The sequence below is a fragment of the Sphingomonas adhaesiva genome (assembly GCF_036946305.1).
Lineage (GTDB): Bacteria > Pseudomonadota > Alphaproteobacteria > Sphingomonadales > Sphingomonadaceae > Sphingomonas > Sphingomonas adhaesiva_B.
Genome location: NZ_JAQIJJ010000003.1, coordinates 75534 through 92920, shown reverse-complemented (window position 1 = coordinate 92920; position 17387 = coordinate 75534). Strand labels below are relative to the sequence as shown.

Annotated in this window: 14 protein-coding genes; 5 read left to right on the top strand and 9 right to left on the bottom strand. The window is 68.7% G+C overall.

The window, feature by feature from the left end:
• Position 1 precedes the first annotated feature (1 nt).
• The 4 genes from PGN14_RS04035 (at position 2) to PGN14_RS04020 (ending at position 3305) form a co-directional block, all read left to right on the top strand.
• The gene (locus tag PGN14_RS04035; protein WP_335298148.1) at positions 2-889 is read left to right on the top strand and encodes a sterol desaturase family protein; all 888 of its coding nucleotides are present in this window, start codon (positions 2-4) and stop codon (positions 887-889) included.
• Positions 889-2493 (top strand): tetratricopeptide repeat-containing sulfotransferase family protein, encoded by a 1605-nt coding sequence (locus PGN14_RS04030; RefSeq protein WP_335298147.1) that lies wholly within the window; start codon positions 889-891, stop codon positions 2491-2493. The genes PGN14_RS04035 and PGN14_RS04030 overlap by 1 nt, the downstream gene beginning before the upstream one ends.
• Positions 2480-2854, top strand: coding sequence for a hypothetical protein (locus PGN14_RS04025; protein ID WP_335298146.1), 375 nt, complete (start codon positions 2480-2482; stop codon positions 2852-2854). Before PGN14_RS04030 ends, PGN14_RS04025 begins: the two co-directional genes overlap by 14 nt.
• A gap of 115 nt (positions 2855-2969) precedes the next feature.
• Entirely contained in the window at positions 2970-3305 is a 336-nt protein-coding gene (locus tag PGN14_RS04020) for a UrcA family protein (RefSeq protein ID WP_335298145.1), read from the top strand.
• 320 nt (positions 3306-3625) lie between these two features.
• Here PGN14_RS04020 and PGN14_RS04015 read toward each other — a convergent pair whose 3' ends face one another.
• Genes PGN14_RS04015 through PGN14_RS03975 form a run of 9 tightly spaced genes read right to left on the bottom strand, consistent with a single transcriptional unit; the run spans position 3626 to position 14514 of the window.
• Positions 3626-4537: a Vgb family protein gene (locus PGN14_RS04015; RefSeq protein ID WP_335298144.1), complete on the bottom strand. Its 912-nt coding sequence runs from the start codon at positions 4535-4537 to the stop codon at positions 3626-3628.
• A gap of 1 nt (position 4538) precedes the next feature.
• Positions 4539-6302 (bottom strand): allophanate hydrolase, encoded by a 1764-nt coding sequence (atzF, locus tag PGN14_RS04010; protein WP_335298143.1) that lies wholly within the window; start codon positions 6300-6302, stop codon positions 4539-4541.
• Positions 6299-9898, bottom strand: coding sequence for an urea carboxylase (gene uca, locus PGN14_RS04005; RefSeq protein WP_335298142.1), 3600 nt, complete (start codon positions 9896-9898; stop codon positions 6299-6301). Before uca ends, atzF begins: the two co-directional genes overlap by 4 nt.
• Entirely contained in the window at positions 9895-10530 is a 636-nt protein-coding gene (locus tag PGN14_RS04000) for an urea amidolyase associated protein UAAP2 (protein WP_335298141.1), read from the bottom strand. Before PGN14_RS04000 ends, uca begins: the two co-directional genes overlap by 4 nt.
• 11 nt (positions 10531-10541) lie before the next feature.
• Positions 10542-11366 (bottom strand): urea amidolyase associated protein UAAP1, encoded by an 825-nt coding sequence (locus PGN14_RS03995; protein ID WP_335298140.1) that lies wholly within the window; start codon positions 11364-11366, stop codon positions 10542-10544.
• On the bottom strand, positions 11363-11818 hold the full coding sequence (locus PGN14_RS03990) for a CopG family ribbon-helix-helix protein (protein WP_335298139.1): 456 nt from the start codon (positions 11816-11818) through the stop codon (positions 11363-11365). Before PGN14_RS03990 ends, PGN14_RS03995 begins: the two co-directional genes overlap by 4 nt.
• Entirely contained in the window at positions 11815-12594 is a 780-nt protein-coding gene (locus tag PGN14_RS03985) for an ATP-binding cassette domain-containing protein (protein WP_335298138.1), read from the bottom strand. The genes PGN14_RS03990 and PGN14_RS03985 overlap by 4 nt, the downstream gene beginning before the upstream one ends.
• Entirely contained in the window at positions 12591-13406 is an 816-nt protein-coding gene (locus tag PGN14_RS03980) for an ABC transporter permease (RefSeq protein WP_335298137.1), read from the bottom strand. Before PGN14_RS03980 ends, PGN14_RS03985 begins: the two co-directional genes overlap by 4 nt.
• A 25-nt stretch (positions 13407-13431) precedes the next feature.
• Entirely contained in the window at positions 13432-14514 is a 1083-nt protein-coding gene (locus tag PGN14_RS03975; RefSeq protein WP_335298136.1) for a putative urea ABC transporter substrate-binding protein, read from the bottom strand.
• Between the two features lie 426 nt (positions 14515-14940).
• Here PGN14_RS03975 and PGN14_RS03970 point away from each other — a divergent pair, with 426 nt between their 5' ends.
• Positions 14941-17337, top strand: a complete 2397-nt coding sequence (locus PGN14_RS03970) for a TonB-dependent receptor (protein WP_335298135.1) — start codon at positions 14941-14943, stop codon at positions 17335-17337.
• Positions 17338-17387 lie beyond the last annotated feature (50 nt).

Genomic DNA, 17387 nt, shown 5'->3' with positions numbered 1-17387 from the left:
GATGATGACCACCAAGCCGCTCGACCTGCTGCCCCCCGCCTTCGTCGCGATCGTCTGCGCCTTCTGGGCCTATGCGCCACAGGCCTGGGTCGACAGCCCGTGGACGATCGTCATCGCCGCCACCGCGGTGCCGCTGCTGGTGCAGGCGATCGAGGCGGTGGCGGAGCGGCACGCCGGATGGCGGCTGAACCGGCGCGAGTTCGCGACCGACCTCGGCTATGTCATCTTCAACGCCACCGTCATCGGCTGGCTGACGACGCATCTGGCGGAGGATCCGCTGCGCGCGCTCAAGACGTGGCTGGGGATCACGACGCACTGGGCGATGCACCTGCCGTTTCTGGCGCAGGTGGCGCTGGTGATCGTGGTGATCGAATTCGGCCAGTATTGGATGCATCGTGCGATGCACAACACCTTCCTGTGGTACACGCATGCGCCGCACCACCATTTGACGCAGCTCAACGCGATGAAGGGGGCGGTGGGCAATCCGCTGGAATTGTTCCTGATCAGCCTGAGCGTGATCGCGCTGTTCGACCTGTCGCTGGCGGCGCTGTTCTGCGGGATCAACGTGCTGGTCGTCGTCTCCGTGTTCGCGCATGCCAATGTCCGCGCCGACCCGCCGCGTTTCTATTCCTTCTTCTTCACCACGATCCGCCATCACAGCCTGCATCACTCCACCGGCTATGACGAAACGCGGAGCAATTATGCCAATTCGCTGATCCTGCTCGACCGCCTGTTCGGCACCTATCGCGAGGGCGAGGGGGTGATCGTCGGGCAGGACGAACGACGCCGGTTGTCGGTCGTCGAGCAGACGCTGTTCCCGCTGCGTCCGCTGCGCGACCGCGTGCAGGCGCGGCGGGCGCAGGACGGCGCGTCGGCGACGGCGAACTGATGCTGCTGAACGCGCGCCCGGTCGACGGCGGCGCCCCGCGTCGCGAGCGGATCGCAGCAGCGCGCGCGGCGCTGGCGCGCGGCGACTGGACCGCGGTCGCCCGCTTCGCCGGCGCGGTGCTGGCGGAGCGTGGCGAGGACGCCGAGGCGCTGTTCCTCCATGGCCTGACCGAGGCCGCGGCGGGCCGCGTCGCCACCGCGATCGGGCTGATCGAGCGGGCGGTGGCGCGCTGCCCTGCGGGCGAATATCGGGCGCAACTGGCACGGCTGTACGTCGGGGTGCGCCGCGACGGCGACGCCGCGGCGACGCTGGCGGCCGCGGAGACGATGCTGCCCGACGACGCGTTGAGCCGCGACACGATGGGCTGCGTCTATGCCCGGCTGGGCGACCATGCCGCGTCGCTGCCGCATTTCGACGCCGCGGTGGCGCTGGCGCCCGACCATATCGACTTCCGCTACAATCAGGCCGCCACGCTCGGCTTCCTTGGACGCACCGACGCGGCGGAGGCAGCGACCGAGGCGCTGCTGGCGCGTGCGCCGGACGATGCGCGCGCGCACCACCTGCTCGCCGGGCTGCGGCGGCAGACGCCGGAACGCCATCATATCGCGCGGCTGACCGTCGTGCGGGAGCGCGCACGCGACGATCGGTCGCGCGTGCTGCTGGGCTATGCGCTGACCAAGGAGATGGAGGACGTCGGCCGGGAGGCGGAGGCGCTCGCCACCCTGTGCGCGACCAACGCCGCCCATCGCGCGACATTGGGCTATTCGGCAGCGGACGATGCCGCGATCTTCGACGCGATCGAGGCGGCGTGGCCGACGATCGCCGGCAGCCCGGTGACCGCACCGCCGTCCGATGCGCCGATCTTCGTCATCGGCATGCCGCGCACCGGCACGACGCTGGTCGACCGCATCCTGTCGTCGCACCCGGACGTGGAGAGTGCGGGCGAGCTACAGGCGATGCCGCTGGCGGTGAAGGCCGCGGCCGGCACGCGCACCCGCCAGGTGCTGGACGTGGACACGATCCGCGCGGTCGCGGGCACGGACATGAGCGCGATCGGCGCCGACTATCTGCGGCGGGCGCGGCATCATCGTCGCGACGCGGCGCGGCGCTTCGTCGACAAGTTTCCGGGCAATTTCCATTATACCGGCATCATCGCGCGCGCGCTGCCGGCGGCGCGGATCGTCTGCTTGCGCCGACATCCGATGGACACGGTGCTCAGCAATTTCCGCAACCTGTTCGCGATCGGCTCGCGCTATTACGATTACAGCTACGACCTTGCCGACATCGCGCATTATTACGTCCGATTCGACCGGCTGATGACATCGTGGCGCGCGGCGCTGCCGGGGCGCGTGCTGGAACTGCACTACGAGGATCTGGTCGCGGACCAGGAAGCGCAGACGCGCCGGCTGCTCGATCATGCCGGACTGGATTGGTCCGACGCGTGCCTGGCCTTCCACGACAATACGGCCCCGGTATCGACGCCCAGCGCGGCACAGGTGCGGCGCCCGATGTACCGCGACGCAGTGGCGCGGTGGAAGCGGCATGCCGAAATTCTGGCCCCGGCGCGCCGCGTGTTCGAGGAGGCGGGCATTGCGATCGACTGACCGGATCGTGATCGCGCTGCTCGCCGCGGCGGCGATGCCCGGCGTCGCGGCGGCCGAGCCGCAAGCGCGGCTGGTGTCGTGCGAACCGGTCGACTGCCTCCAGATTTCGGGCACGCGCGCCACGCGTGGCAGTGCGGTGTTCATCAACGGCCACCCGATCGCGGTCGAGGGCGGGCGGCGCTGGCGTATCCGGTTGCCGGTGGAGACGGTGCGCGGCTGGTCATCGCCCCGCGCACGCACGATCCGGGTGGCGACCGCGACTCCGGGGACGGAGGATCGCGTCGAGGAAGAGGCGGACCTGCCGATCGGGCTGCTGGGCGGGCGCATCGACCTCGCCGCCCTGGTCGTGCGGCTGCACTGAACGTTGCGCGTCAGCGGCTTACCGGCCGCACATTGTCACTCCTCCGGTCACGCATTATGTGCTGGCCGCCGCCGTTGGACGAGCGGCCGTCGAGACGAGACGCGAGGAGAGGATGATGAAGGTCGGTTTCATGGCCATGGCCGCACTCGGCCTGGCATGTGCGGGCGCGGCGAACGCCGCCGGTTCCGAAAATCCGCTGGCGAAGGACGCCGCGGTGCTCCAGCTCAAGGGACTGGATCTCGCCACCGCCGACGGTCAGCAGCGCCTCGCGATCCGCATGGACGCCGCGGCACAGGCGGTGTGCGGCGACGAGCGGCTCGCGAGCGTCCATCTCGCGCTGGCGGACAAGGCGCGCAATTGCCGGGCACAGGTGATCGCCGACATCCGCCAGCAGATCGAATCGCGCCAGGCCTCGCTCGGTCCCGCCGCGCAACTCGCCGCGACGCGCTGATCGACGCTGCCGTGCTCCTGCGAAGGCAGGAGCACGGGTCGTGGCGCGCCATCGCGGTTGCATGACCGTGGGCTTGGGCGGTCGCGTAGGCTTTGCAAAGCCTTCATCGCCTGTTCCCCGGCGAAGGCCGGGGTCCAGTTACGGGCTGTTTTCGCATCTTACGAGCCGACCGTTACTGGCCCCCGGCCTTCGCCGGGGAACAGGAGGGTTTCGCAGAGGCCTCGACCGGTCCGCGCTTGCGGTACGGTGGATGCCGGAACGAGCCCGGCATGACAGTGAGGATCGTTGAAGGTCCGCCGTTCGCCGAAATGAAGGGCGGCCTATTTTCCGATCGTCGCGGGTTCGGGCCACCACGACAGCGTGTGGTGATCGTGCGCGCTCGTCCACACGCCCGCCGGCGTATAGCGTAGCGCGCCGCTGCCGACCGGCTTGCCGACGCGTGCCTCGATCGCGAGCGTCTGCGCGTCGATGACGACGAAGGTCTGCTCCTCGGTGGTGCGCAGCCACACCTTGCCGCCGCCGGTATCGATGTCACCATAGGCGAGCGTCGCGCCGACCTTGACGCGCGCGGTCACCGCATTGGTCGCAGGATCGATCCGCGCGACGGTGCCGTCGCCCTGTTCCTGCACCCACACCGCGCCCTCGCCGGCGGTGAGGAAGCCGGGCTTCGCGCCGAGCGGGATCGTCGCGACGACCTTGTTGGTGGCGGGGTCGATCCGTTGCAGCGTTCGTCCCTTGAGGCTGACCGCCCAAAGCGCGTCGAGGCCGAAGGCGAGGTAGGAGGTACCCGGCGTCACGGCGATCGTGGCGACGACCTTGTCCGTGGCGGGATCGACCCGCGCCACCGCGCCGGTGGCATCGCTGGCGATCCAGACCGAGCCGGCGCCGGCGACGACGTTCAGTTCGCCGTCGGGTGCGGCGACGCCGGTCGCAATGGCGGTCACCAGCTTCGCCGCGCGCGCGTCGATGCGGTTGAGCGTGCGCGTGTCGCAGTCGGCGACCCACAAGGTGTCACGATCGAACGCCATCGCGCCGCACGGATGCGCCAGCGGGACCGTCGCCGTCAGCCCGTCACGCGACCAGCGTTCGACCCGCCCCTTGTTGGTGGCCCAGACCGCGTCGCCATCGACGGCGAGGAAATCGGCGAAGCCGGGGACCGCGATGACCTGTTCGGTCTGCGCCCATGCCGGAGTGGCACCGCCGAGCGCGAGTGCGAGAAGAAGACGCCGCATCTCAGCCGCGCTGCGCGATATAGGCGCGCCAGCCGCCCAGCGCGGTGATGTCCTGCGCGCCCGCCAGCGCGCGCGGTTCCGCGACGAAGCCCTTGACGCTGCTGCCGTCCGCCAGCGTCACGGTGCCGATCGCGAGCGGGGCGGGCACCTCGACGGTGAAGCTGCCGAACTCGGCGACGCCCAGTTCGTACACCTCCAGCTGGATCGCGGCACCGTCCTCGTCATGGACCAGCGCGGGCTTCGGCGGCACGCTGTCGGCGATGGCATAGAGGCGATAGGTCGGCGCGGTCTCGAATGCGCCGACGAAGGTCGCGTTGCGCGAGGTCAGCTGCCAGTGGAGCGGCATGTCCTTCAGATGCGCGCCCACGACGGCGAGTTTGACGGTGTCCATTCGGCCCTCCTTGTCGAGCGGGGGTGATGGCGGCAGCGCCGCCGCGGCGAGATAGGTGTCGGCGACGTCGAGCAGCGCGCGGTCGGTATCGGCCGGACCGATCAGCGTGATGCCGAACCCGGTGGCATTGTCGCGCGCGCCCGCGGGCACCGCGACCGCCGCCATGTCGAGCAGGTTCACGAAATTGGTATAGGCGCCCAGGTTGCTGTTGAGCGCGATCGGCGCGGCGGCCAGTTCCGCGACGCGATAGGTGGTGCCGGTCGTCGGGAAGGCGAGCAGGTCGATATCCTGCCACATCAGGTCCGCCCCGCGCTTCAGCTCGGCGAGGCGATAGATGCCGCGGAACAGCGTGACCGCATCGATGTTCGCGCCCGGCGCCACGACCTCGCGTACCACCGGGTCGATCGCGTCTGGATCGCGCGCCAGTAGTCCGGCGATCGCGGCGGTGCGCTCCGCGACCCAGGGGCCGCCGTAGAGCAGTTGCGCGGCCTCGCGCAGCGGATCGATGTCGATCTCCACCAGCTCGCCGATACCGGCCAGCGTGGCGAGCGCGCGCTCGTAGAGATATTCCGCCTGGGCATCGCCGAAGAAGACGCGCTGGTCGCGCCGCGGCACGCCGATGCGGCGCGGCAGGACGGTGCGATCCGCCAGCGGTTTCGAGAAGGGATCGGCGACATCGAACCCGGCGATGACGCCGTCGATCAGCCGCGCATCGGCGGTATCGTCGGTGAAGACGGTGATGCAATCGATCGTGCGGCACGCGGGCACCAGACCCTGCGTGCTCCAGCGGCCCTTGCTGGGCTTGAACCCGATCAGGTGGTTGAAGGCGGCGGGGACACGCCCCGACCCGGCGGTGTCGGTGCCGAGCGCGAATGCCACCAGCCCCGCCGCCACCGCGACCGCGGATCCGGAACTGGACCCGCCGCTGACATAGGCCAGATTGTGGGCATTGCGCGGCGCGCCATAAGGCGAGCGCGTGCCGACCAGCCCGGTCGCGAACTGGTCGAGGTTGGTCTTGCCGACGCACAGCGCGCCCGCGGCGAGCAGGCGATCGACCACGGTCGCCGACGCCTGTGGCCGATAGGCGAAAGCGGGGCAGGCCGCGGTCGTCTCCAGCCCGGCGACGTCGATATTGTCCTTCACCGCAAAGGGCACACCCGCGAGCGGCAGATGCTCGCCCGCCGCGACGCGCGCATCGATCGCGCGCGCGGCGTCGAGCAGCGCGTCGGGGGCGACGCGGCTGATCCACACCTGCGGCTGGATCGCGTCATAGGCGGCGAGGCGCGCCAGCACCTCCTGCGCCACCGCGATCGCGCTGGTGCTGCCCACCGCCACATCGGCGGCGATCGCGGCGGCGTGAAAGCGAGCCGTCATGCGTGCGCCCGCAATGCCAGCAGCGGCGAGCCGGGCTGGAGCGGCTGGCGCTCCTCGATATAGAGCGCGGCGATCGTGCCCGCGGCGGGGCTTTCGACCGGGCATTCCATCTTCATCGCCTCGATCACCGCGATTGTGTCGCCCGCCTCCACCGTGTCGCCGGCGGCGACCAGCAGCTTCCACACGCTGCCACCGAACGGCGCCTCGATCACATCGGCGCCCGCGGGCACCTCGATCGCGGCGGCGGGGGGTGTCTCTTCCTTCGCGAGGTCGGCGACGCGATCGAACTCGCCGCGGCGTTCCCAATCGGCGCGCTCCGCGTCGAACGCCGCCTTCCGCCGCGCCTCGAACGCGGCGATGTCATCGGCATTGTCCTTCAGGAAGGCGCGATAGTCGGACAGGCGGAACTCGGACGGCTCGATCCGGATCGAGCGCCGCCCGCTGGGGAAGTCGCGGCGCCAGTCCACCAGCTCCTCCGCGCTGACCGGATAGAAGCGGATCTGGTCGAAGAAGCGCAGCAGCCACGGCTTGCCGTCGATGAAGGCATCGGTCTGGCGATAGGTGTTCCACACCTGGATGGTGCGGCCGAACAGCTGATACCCGCCCGGCCCCTCCATGCCATAGATGCACATATAGGCGCCGCCGATGCCGACGACATTGGGCGGGGTCCAGGTGCGCGCGGGATTGTACTTGGTCGTCACCAGTCGGTGGCGCGGGTCGATCGGGGTCGCCACCGGCGCGCCGAGATAGACGTCGCCCAGCCCCATCACGAGGTAATTGGCGTCGAAGATCAGGCTCTCGACCGCGGCGGCATCGGGCAAGCCGTTGATGCGGCGGATAAACTCGACATTATCCGGGCACCACGGCGCATCGTCGCGCACCGCACCGATATATTTCTCGATCGTCTCGATCGTCGCGGGGTCGCGCCAGCTGAGCGGCAGATGGACGATGCGCGAAGGGATCGCGAAAGTTTCCAGGTCACCCAGCCGGTCCTCGGCATCGATCAGCAGCGCGAGCGCGGCGCGCTGGTCGAGCGATTGGCCATCGATATGGACCTGAAGCGAGCGGATGCCCGGCACCACGTCGACGATCCCGGCGGGCGCCATCCGCTCCAGCTCGACCATCAGCGCGTGGACGCGCAGCCTGAGCTCGATGTCGAGGACGATCGGGCCATATTCGACCAGGATGTTGCGGTCGCCCTGCTGGCGATAGACGGTGCGCGGGCGCCCTCCCCCTGCCGGCAATTCGGCGAGGATCGGCGAGAGCGTCGCGATCGGGCGTGCGGGGCCGGCATCGGCAGCGGTGCCGTTCGCCACCAGCCGGCGCTGGAGCGTGTCCGCCATGGTCGCGTCGTCGATGTTGACGGGGACGAAGCGCAACGTGTCGCCGGGCATCAGCTGCCCGATCTTCCAACGGTCGGCGGCGATCACCACGAACGGGCAGACGAACCCGCCCAGCGACGGACCATCCGGCCCCAGGATGATCGGCATGTCGCCGGTGAAGTCGACCGCGCCGATCGCATAGGGGTTATCGTGGATGTTCGACGGGTGCAGCCCCGCCTCGCCGCCGTCGGTGCGCGCCCAGTGCGGCTTGGGGCCGATCAGGCGGACGCCGGTGCGGTTGCTGTTGTAATGGACCTGCCATTCCGCATCGACGATGGTCGCGATATCGCCATCGGTGAAGAAGTCGGGCGCGCCGTGCGGGCCGTAGAGGACGCGCAGCGTCCATTCGGTCGACAGCGCGGGCAAAGCGGCCGCGGTGAGGACATCGGAAACGGGTTCGTCCCCCAGATGGATCGTATCGCCCGCCAGCAGGCGGCGCGCGGCATGGCCGCCGAACTGCCCCAGCTCGAAGGTGGCGCGGCTGCCGAGATAGGGCGCGACGTCCAGCCCGCCCGCGAACAGGATATAGCCGCGCATCCCGCCGCCGGTGGCGCGGCCCAGCGCCAGCGTCTGCCCCGCGCGCACGTCGATCGCGACGCCGCGCTCGATAAGCGCGCCGTCCAGCGTCGCGCGGAAATCGGCCCCGGTCAGGCAGATGCGCGCGGGTGCGGTGAACGACAACGTCGGGCCGATCATCGTCACCTCCAGCCCGGCGGTGCCCTCCGCATTGCCGAGCAGGCGGTTGCCAACGCGGAACGACTGGTCGTCGAACGGCCCCGATGGCGGCACGCCCACCGCCCACATCGCCTGCCGCCCCGGCCAGTCCTGCACCGTCGTCGCGGTGCCGCCGCTCACCACGCGGATCGCGCGCGGGTGATAGGGGATCGCGTCGAGCGCGCGCGTCGATACCTCACCGCTGATGAAGGCGGGCGCACGGACGACGTCGCGCAACCAGCGCAAATTGGTCTCGATGCCGTCGATGCGGGTCGCGTCGAGCGCCGCCTGCATCGCCGCCACCGCCCGATCGCGGGTGGGGGCGTGGACGATCAGCTTGGCGAGCATGGGATCGTACCAGGCGCTGACCTCGCTGCCCGCCATGCACCATGTCTCGACGCGCGCCTCCGCCGGGAAGGCGACGTTGGTCAGCGTGCCGGAGGTGGGGCGATAGTCGAGCGCGGGATCCTCCGCATACAGGCGCACCTGCACCGAATGACCCTGCGGCACCGGCACCTCGCGATTGAGGAACGCGAAGTCGCCCGCCCCGCCGCGGATCATCCATTCGACCAGATCGACGCCCATCACCTCCTCGGTGACGCCATGTTCGACCTGGAGGCGGGTGTTCATTTCGAGGAAGAAGAACTCCTCGCGCTCCGCATCGTACAGAAACTCGACCGTGCCGGCGGAGCGATAGCGCGCCGCCTCGCCCAGCCGGACCGCCGCCGCGATCAGCGCGGTGCGGACATGGTCGGGGAGCAGCGGCGCGGGCGCCTCCTCGACCACTTTCTGGTTGCGGCGCTGGAGCGAGCAGTCGCGCTCGCCCAATGGCAGCACGCGGCCCTTGCCGTCGCCGAAGATCTGCACCTCGACATGGCGTGCGCGGCGGACGTAGCGTTCGAGGAACACGCCGGCGTCGCCGAAATTGCCCTTGCCCAGCCGCGCCACGGTGGCGAAACCGTCGCGCACGGCATCGACATCCTCGCACACGCGCATGCCGATGCCGCCGCCGCCCGCGGTCGCCTTCAGGATCACGGGGAAGCCGATCGCGTCCGCCGCCGCGACCGCCGCCGCCTCGTCGGTCAGCAGGTCGGTGCCCGGTGCCAGCGGCACGCCATGCGCCGCGGCCAGCGCGCGCGCGCTGTGCTTCAGGCCGAAGGTGCGGATGTTGTCTGCGGTGGGGCCGATGAAGACGATGCCGGCGGCGGCACACGCCTCGGCAAACTCGACATTCTCGGCGAGGAAGCCGTAGCCGGGGTGGATCGCGTCCGCGCCGGTGCGCTTCGCCGCGTCGATGATCGCGGGGATGTTGAGATAGCTGTCGCTGGCGCGCGCGGGGCCGATGCACACCGCCTCGTCCGCCTGCGCGACATGGAGCGATGCCTCGTCCGCTTCCGAATAGACCGCGACCGAGCGCAGCCCCATGGCGCGCAGCGTGCGGATGATGCGGGTGGCGATCGCGCCGCGATTGGCGATCAGGACGGTCCGAAGCGCCGTCATGCCGCGACGATCATGCGCACGGGGGTGGGGTTGAACGCGTTGCAGGGGTTGTTGATCTGCGGGCAGTTGGAAACGACGACGATCACGTCCATCTCCGCGCGCAAATCGATCGTCAGCCCGGGGGCGGAGATGCCGTCGACGATGCCCAGCGCGCCATCGGCCTCGACCGGCACGTTCATGAAGAAGTTGATGTTCGACACGATGTCGCGCTTGCCGCGCCCGTCGGCGAGGTTCGCCTCCAGGAAATTCTCGACACAGGCATGCTGCGCCTTGGTGTGGTGACCGTAGCGCAAGGTGTTGGACTCGCACGAGCATGCGCCGCCGATCGTGTCGTGATAGTCGACCGCGCTGGCGACGATCGTCATCATCGCGCGCCCCTCGCTGGAGCGCAGCACGCTGCCGGTGCGCAGGAACAGATTGCCCTGCGCCGCGATCGTGTCCTGCGCGCTGTAGCGTTCGGCATCGTCCGCCGCGGCATAGAGCAGGAAATCGACCGCCTGATTGCCCTCCAGATCGACGATGCGCAGCGTCTGGCCGCGCTCGATCCGATGGCGCCAAGGCGCGCGCGCCGGGACGATGGCGTCGTGGACGACCGGGCCGGGAAGGCCCGCGAGATGGGGATCGGCGCTCATGCTGTCCTCCTTCAGCGGCGGAAATAGTCTTCGACGTTCTGAAAGGCGCGCAGCCCCTCCGGCGTCGCGGTGCGGATGGCGTCGTCCTCGGGCGTCACCGGCCCACGCCATGCGGTCGCGCGCAGCGGGGTGACGGTGTACGCGTCGCGCGGATCGAGGACGTGCGGGCAGTTGGCGAGGACGAGGATCACGTCCATCTCCGCGCGCAGCGTCACGCTGCGGCCCAGCGCATAGGGACCGACCAGCGGGGTGACGGTGCCGTCCGCCTCGATCCGCGTGCCCTTGAACAGATTGATGCACGGATGGACGTCGCGTCGCCCCAGCCCGTGCTTGGCGACGCCCAGCAGGAAGCGGTCGCGCGCGCTGGGCTGCGCGCCGCTGTTGCTGCCGTCACCATAGCGCGCGGCATTGCTGGCCGGCGTCGACGGACCGCAGAAACAGTCGTGCGTGCCCGCGTCGTCGGCGACGATGCTCATCAGAACGCGGCCCATGTCGGACAGCAGCAGCTTGCCCGCGCCGAGATAGGCGTTCCACTGCACCTTGACCGTGTCGGCGACGTTCAGCCGCTCGGTCGGCAGGTCGGCGTTGAACACCAGCAGCGAGGCGCAGGCGTCGCCCTTCACGTCGATCAGCCGCAGGCGCGATCCGCGCGACAGGCGGCGTGTGGCATAGCCGCCGGCGGCGATCGTCTCCTCCCACACCAGATCGGCGGCATCGACGCCATCCGGCAGGTCGTCGGCGATCGGCGGCAGCACCGGCATCGCCTCCACCACGGTGCCGGCCATGGCGCGCGCATGGTCGCGCGCGGCGAGCGGATCGGCGAGAATCGCGGTCATGCGTCGTCCCCCTGTTCGTGAAGCGGCGGCAGCAGCGAGGTGGTGGTGACGAGCTGGAGCTGCTGCACCCCGCGGACGCGGCGCAGCGCGTCGCACAGCTCCTTCAGCCGCACCGCCGGCCCCTGCACCAGCAGCACCTCCAGCGATTGATCGTCCTCCAGGAAGACGTGCTGCGAGGAGATCACCTCTTTCAGGTAATCCGCCTGCATCTGCGCCAGCTGGTGACGCACGCGACCGCGATCACCGCGATAGACCAGCGTCAACGTGCCCGCGAGCATCTTGTCCGGATGGGTGAAGGCATCATGCTCCGCGAGCGCGTGGCGGATCAGCTCGGAGATCAGCCGCGAGCGCGACGGCAGCCCGCGCTCCTCCACCATCACGTCGAGCTGGCGGAAGAGTTCGGCCGGCAAGCTCATGCTGAGCCGGGCGAGAGTCGTGGAATCGGAGGTCATGCGACACCCTCCATATTATTACGTTCATCGTCAATCGTAATATCGGGATCGACGCGCTTGGTCAGCGGCAGGTCGTACACCGCGGTCGCGCCATAGCGGTGCGGCGCGTGCGGATCGTGCCGGCGCTTGTCGAGCGCCAGCACGCGCGTGCCGAGCGAGAACGCCTCGCGCAGGTCGTGCGTCACCATGACGATGGTCAGCGCATGGTCGCGCCACAATTGCGTGATCAGCGCGTGCATATCGGCGCGGATACCGGGATCGAGCGCGCCGAACGGCTCGTCGAGCAGCAGGATGCGGGGCCGCTTGATCAGCGCCTGCGCGATCGCCAGCCGCTGCTGCATCCCGCCCGACATTTCCGCGGGGTAGAGATGCAGGCTGTCGCGCAGACCCACGGCGTCGAGCATCGCCACCGCCTCTTCCTCCGCGGCGCGGCGACGGGCGCCGAACAGCCGTGCGATCAGCGGTGCCTGCGCGCATTCCAGCCCGAACAGCGTGTTGCGCAGCACATTCATGTGCGGAAACACCGAATAGCGCTGGAACACGACGCCGCGGTCGGGATCACATTCGGCGCGCAGCGGAATGCCGTCGAGCAGGATCGCTCCACGCGTCGGCGCTTCCTGCCCCAGCAGCAGCCGCAACAGGCTGCTCTTGCCCGCCCCCGACGGGCCGACGATCGACACGAACGATCCCGCGGCGATGTCGAGATTGACGCGCTCCAGCACGATCTTGTCGCCATATTCGACCCAGATATCGCGCAGCGAGAGGATCGTGCTCATCGACCGCCCCCCTGCGCCCAGGGGAACAGGCGGCGGTCGGCCTGGACCAGCGCGACGTCCATCGCGATGGCCAGCAGCGCGATCCACGCGACATATGGGATGATGACGTCCATCGCGAGATAGCGGCGGACCAGGAAGATGCGATAGCCCAGCCCGACGTCGGACGCGATCGCCTCCGCGGAGATCAGGAACACCCAGGCGGGGCCGAGCGACAGCCGCACCGCCTGTACCAGCCGCGGCATCGCCTGTGGCAGCGCGACGCGGGTCATGATCTGCCAGCTCGACGCGCCCAAGGTCTGCGCCTTCAATATCTGCTCGCGCGGCAAGGCGGCGACATGCGCGGCGATGTCGCGCACCATGACCGGCGCGATGCCGACCACGATCAATGCGACCTTGGCCGTCTCCCCCAGCCCCAGCGCGATGAACAGCATCGGCAACAACGCGATCGGCGGGATCACCGCGATCGCGGTGACCAGCGGCGCGAAGGTCGCGCGCACCGGCGGCAACACGCCCAGCACCAGTCCGACCAGCAGCGCCGCCGCAGTGGCGATCCCCAGCCCCAGCCCCAGCCGTTGCAGGCTGGCGAGCGTATCGGCCCAGAACACCAGCTGTCCCGACAGCGGATCGGGCTGCGTCACCAGCGCCGCCATCGCGCGCAGCATCGCATCGGGCAGCGGCAGCACCTTGTCGGTCGGATCGGCCGCATGGCGCGACGCGGCGGCGATCAGATAGACCAGCAGCAGCATCGCGATCGGCAGCGCGCCCAGCAACGTGCGCGCACCGCGCGACGGCCGATGGCTTACCCAGCGCATGGCGCGTGCTCCCCCGCCCCCTCGGTCACAATTTGCCGTCGGCGGCGAGCTTCATGAAGCTGTCGTCGAAGCGCAGCGTGACATGCTGCTTGTCCCCCAGCGTGCGATTGCCCGGGAAAGCGATGCCCACCGCATCGGCATTGGCCGCGCCCTTGAACAGCCCGCGGGCGAAGCTGAAGTCGCGCACCCGCGTCATCGTCGTCATCAGCGCAGGCGCATCGGTCGCCGCCACCGCAGCGGCGGGCTGATCGTAGAGGTGGGTGGTAGCCAACTGGCGATCGAACATCGCCGCATCGGTGCCGGCCAGCTTCGCCATGGCGGCACGCGCCGCCGCGCCCTGCGCATCCGGCCGCTTCATCAGCGCGACGGTTTCGTACCAGATGCCGGTCAGCGCCTTGCCGAGATTGGGGTTCGCCTTCAGCGTCCTGGTGTCGACCACCATCAGGTCGAGGATCTCGCCGGGGATCTGCTTCGAGCTGAAGACCTCGCCGACTCCCGGCTGCGTCTTCATCACCGACAATTGCGGGTTCCAGGCGACCGCGGCGGTCGCGTCCGGGCTGCCGAAGGCGCCGACGATGTCCGCGTCCGACGTGTTGACGGTGCGCACGTCGCTGGGCTTCATCCCCACCGAGTCGAGCGCGCGCGCCAGCAGATAGTGCGACACCGAGAGTTCGACGAGATAGACCTGCCGCCCCTTGATCGCGGCGAGGTTGTTCGCGCCCTTCAGCAGGACGCCGTCGTTGCCGTCCGAATAATCGCCGACGATGATCGCGCTGGTATCCTTGCCGCCCGCGGCGGGGATGGTCAGCGCATCCATGTTGGTGACGGTGACGCCGTCGAACTTGCCGGCGTTATACTGGTTGACCGACTCGACATAGTCGTTGACCTGCACGACATCGATCTTGATGCCGTATTTGTCGGCCCATTTCTTCACGATCCCGGCCTGTTGCGCATAGGGCCAGGGCATCCAGCCGGCGTAGATCGACCAGCCGATCCTGAACTCGGTCCGCGGTGCCGCCGGTCCCTCCGACTTGGGCGAGCAGGAGGCGAGAACGATCGCCGCCCCCAGGCCAACGACGCTCATCGCCTTGCCGATCATCGTGCGCATGATTCGGTCCCCTTTCGCAATGCAGCATTGCGGCATCGCGCCGACCTGTCCACCGGAAAATTATTACGTGATGAGTTTTCTGTAATAACGATTCGGCCGGGATATCCGGGGTTGAAAATCGGTCGCCACACGGGCGCCGGTATTACGTTCCCAAGGTTGCGCACCGCACAAATATTACGCTTGACGGATTAGGTAATATCCATACCGTTAGCGGGGTCGGTGCCGCAACGACGGTGACGACGCAGGGAACGGGAACATGTCCGGCGCCGTCGCTGGTGGGCCTGATCGCCATACACCAGCCGGCGTCGACGATGGGGCGACGACGACAACGTCGCGCCTCGCAACATGACAAGGTGCCGGCACAGACCAGCGCGCCACGAAGGAGAGATGCCGCCAGGCGACACGCTCACGAGCAAGGGGGTCGACGTGGCTGGGACATCGTTTCGTAAAGCATTGCTGGGCGCCAGCTTCCTGGCCGGCCTGGTCGCCGCGCCGGCGCTGGCGCAAACCGCGCCGGACGGCGCCGGCGACGAGATCATCGTGACCGCGACGCGGCGCGAGACGACGCTGCAGGACGCCCCGATCAACATCAGCGCGATCGGCGCCGAGACGCTGGCGCGCCAGCGCATCGACGACGTGCGCGGACTGGCCGCTTTCACCCCGGGGCTGACCGTGGCCGACACCGGCCCGTCGTCGACGGGCAACGTCATCCTGCGCGGCATCTCCTCCGCCGACACCAGCGCGTCGGGCGCCAATGCCCAGAGCGCGCTGGGCATCTATCTGGGCGAGGTTCCGCTGTACCTCGACTTCAAGCTGATCGATCTGGCGCGGGTCGAGGTGCTGCAGGGGCCGCAGGGCACGCTGTACGGGCTGGGCACGCTGTCCGGCGCGATCCGCTACATGCCCAACCGCCCGTTGACCGATCGTATCTCGCTGGAATATCACGGCCGCTACTTCGGCGTGGCGCATGGCAGCAGCCCCGGCGTGAACGGCGACGCGACCCTCAACCTGCCGATCGTGGCGGATCACATCGCGTTTCGCACCGCCACCGGCTATTACGACAATCCCGGCTTCATCGACTATCCCTATCTGCTCCAGCAGCCGGGCGTGTCCAACCCGCAGCCCGTGCGCGGCACCACCGCGGCGCAGGGATCGTTCGGCACCCCGGCGGACTATGCCGCCAACTTCTACCGCCGCAAGGATCTCAACTACGAGCGCACCTTCACCACGCGCAACCAGTTGCTGCTCCAGGCCAGCGCGACCGCGAAGCTGTTCCTGACCTATGCGCACCAGACCACCGACACCGGCGGGCAGCAGGCGAACGGCGCCGGCGTGCTGGGCACCGGGCGCTACGAGGCGCCGTGGCGTTATGCCGAGCCGCGCAGCCGCAAGGCGGACCTGTACGCCGCGGAGTTCAACCTGGGGCTGGGCCATGTCGCCGACCTGGTCGCGACCGCGGCGCTGACCAACCAGAAGATCGTGTCGCAGTTCGACAACACCGACCTGCTGCTCGACCTCGATTACGGATATGAGGCGTTTCCGGGCTTCTCCTCCTACAACCAGTCGACGAACCAGTATCGCCAGTTCAACGGCGAGGTGCGGCTGGTGTCGACGCATGGCGGCCCGTTCAGCTGGGTGATCGGCGGCTTCTACAACAACCTGCGCCAGCAGCAGCAATATCGCGAATATGTGCCGGGCTATCCCGAGTTCGCCGGTATCTATCGCCCGGACAATCTGGAGTACATGTCCTTCATCAACACGCGCACCAAGGAAAAGGCGGTGTATGGCGAGGGCACGCTGCACATCACCGATGCATGGCAGGTAACCGGGGGCCTGCGGTATTTCGAATATGACGCCTTCGCACAGGGCGGCACCGACACACCGCTGTTCAGCAAGAACACGCCCTATCCTCTGGTCGTCTTCGCGCCCAGCAGGATCAAGAGCGGCAATACCGGCGCCAACGGCACGGTGTGGAAGGCGAATACGTCGTATAAATTCAGCGACGCGCTGCTGGTCTATGGAACCTACAGCACCGGTTATCGCACCGGCAACGTCAACCGCGTCGCGCCGTGCGTGCTGCCGCTGAACACCAACGTCCAGAACGTCTGCGCGCTGCCCAACGAACTGTTCTATGCCCCCGATCGCACCCGCAATGCGGAGGTCGGCGCCCGCAGCACGCTGTTCGACAAGCGGCTCCAGCTGACCGCATCACTCTATCGCATCCTGTGGAAGGGCATTCAGGTGCCCAGCCAGACCGTCAATGGCGCGGTCGGCATCACCGTCAACGGCAGCAACGCGCGATCGCAGGGCTTCGATGTGTCGGCGCTGCTGCGGATCACGCCGCGGCTGTCGGTGCAGGGCACCTATTCCTATGTCGATGCCAAGCTGACGCAGGACGCGCCGGGGATCATCGTCAGCCAGGGGCAGAATTACGATGCCTTCGCCGGCGACCGCCTCCCCGGTTCGGCAAAGCACACCGCCAGCGGGCAGGTCACCTATACCCACCCGCTCGACCATGGCGCGGAGGTGGAGGCGACCTGGGCGACTTCGTACATCGGCGACATCTATTCGCGCGTCGGGCTGCGCGGCAATGGCGAGGTCATCCCCGGCTATGTCACGCACCGCGCGGCGATTACCTATCGCACCGATCGCTTCGACATCGGCCTGTTCGGCGACAATCTGTTCGACAAATATGCGATCACCTCGGTGTCGAACGACCTCAGCTCGTACAACCAGGTCCGCACGGGCGTGGTCGAGCGCTATTACGCACGCAGCGTGCTGACGCCGCGACGCCTGGGCGTCGATTTTCGCGTGCGCTACTAGGGCAAACATCCCCGGACCGGCGACGGACGGGACGCCGTCGCCGGGAGCGC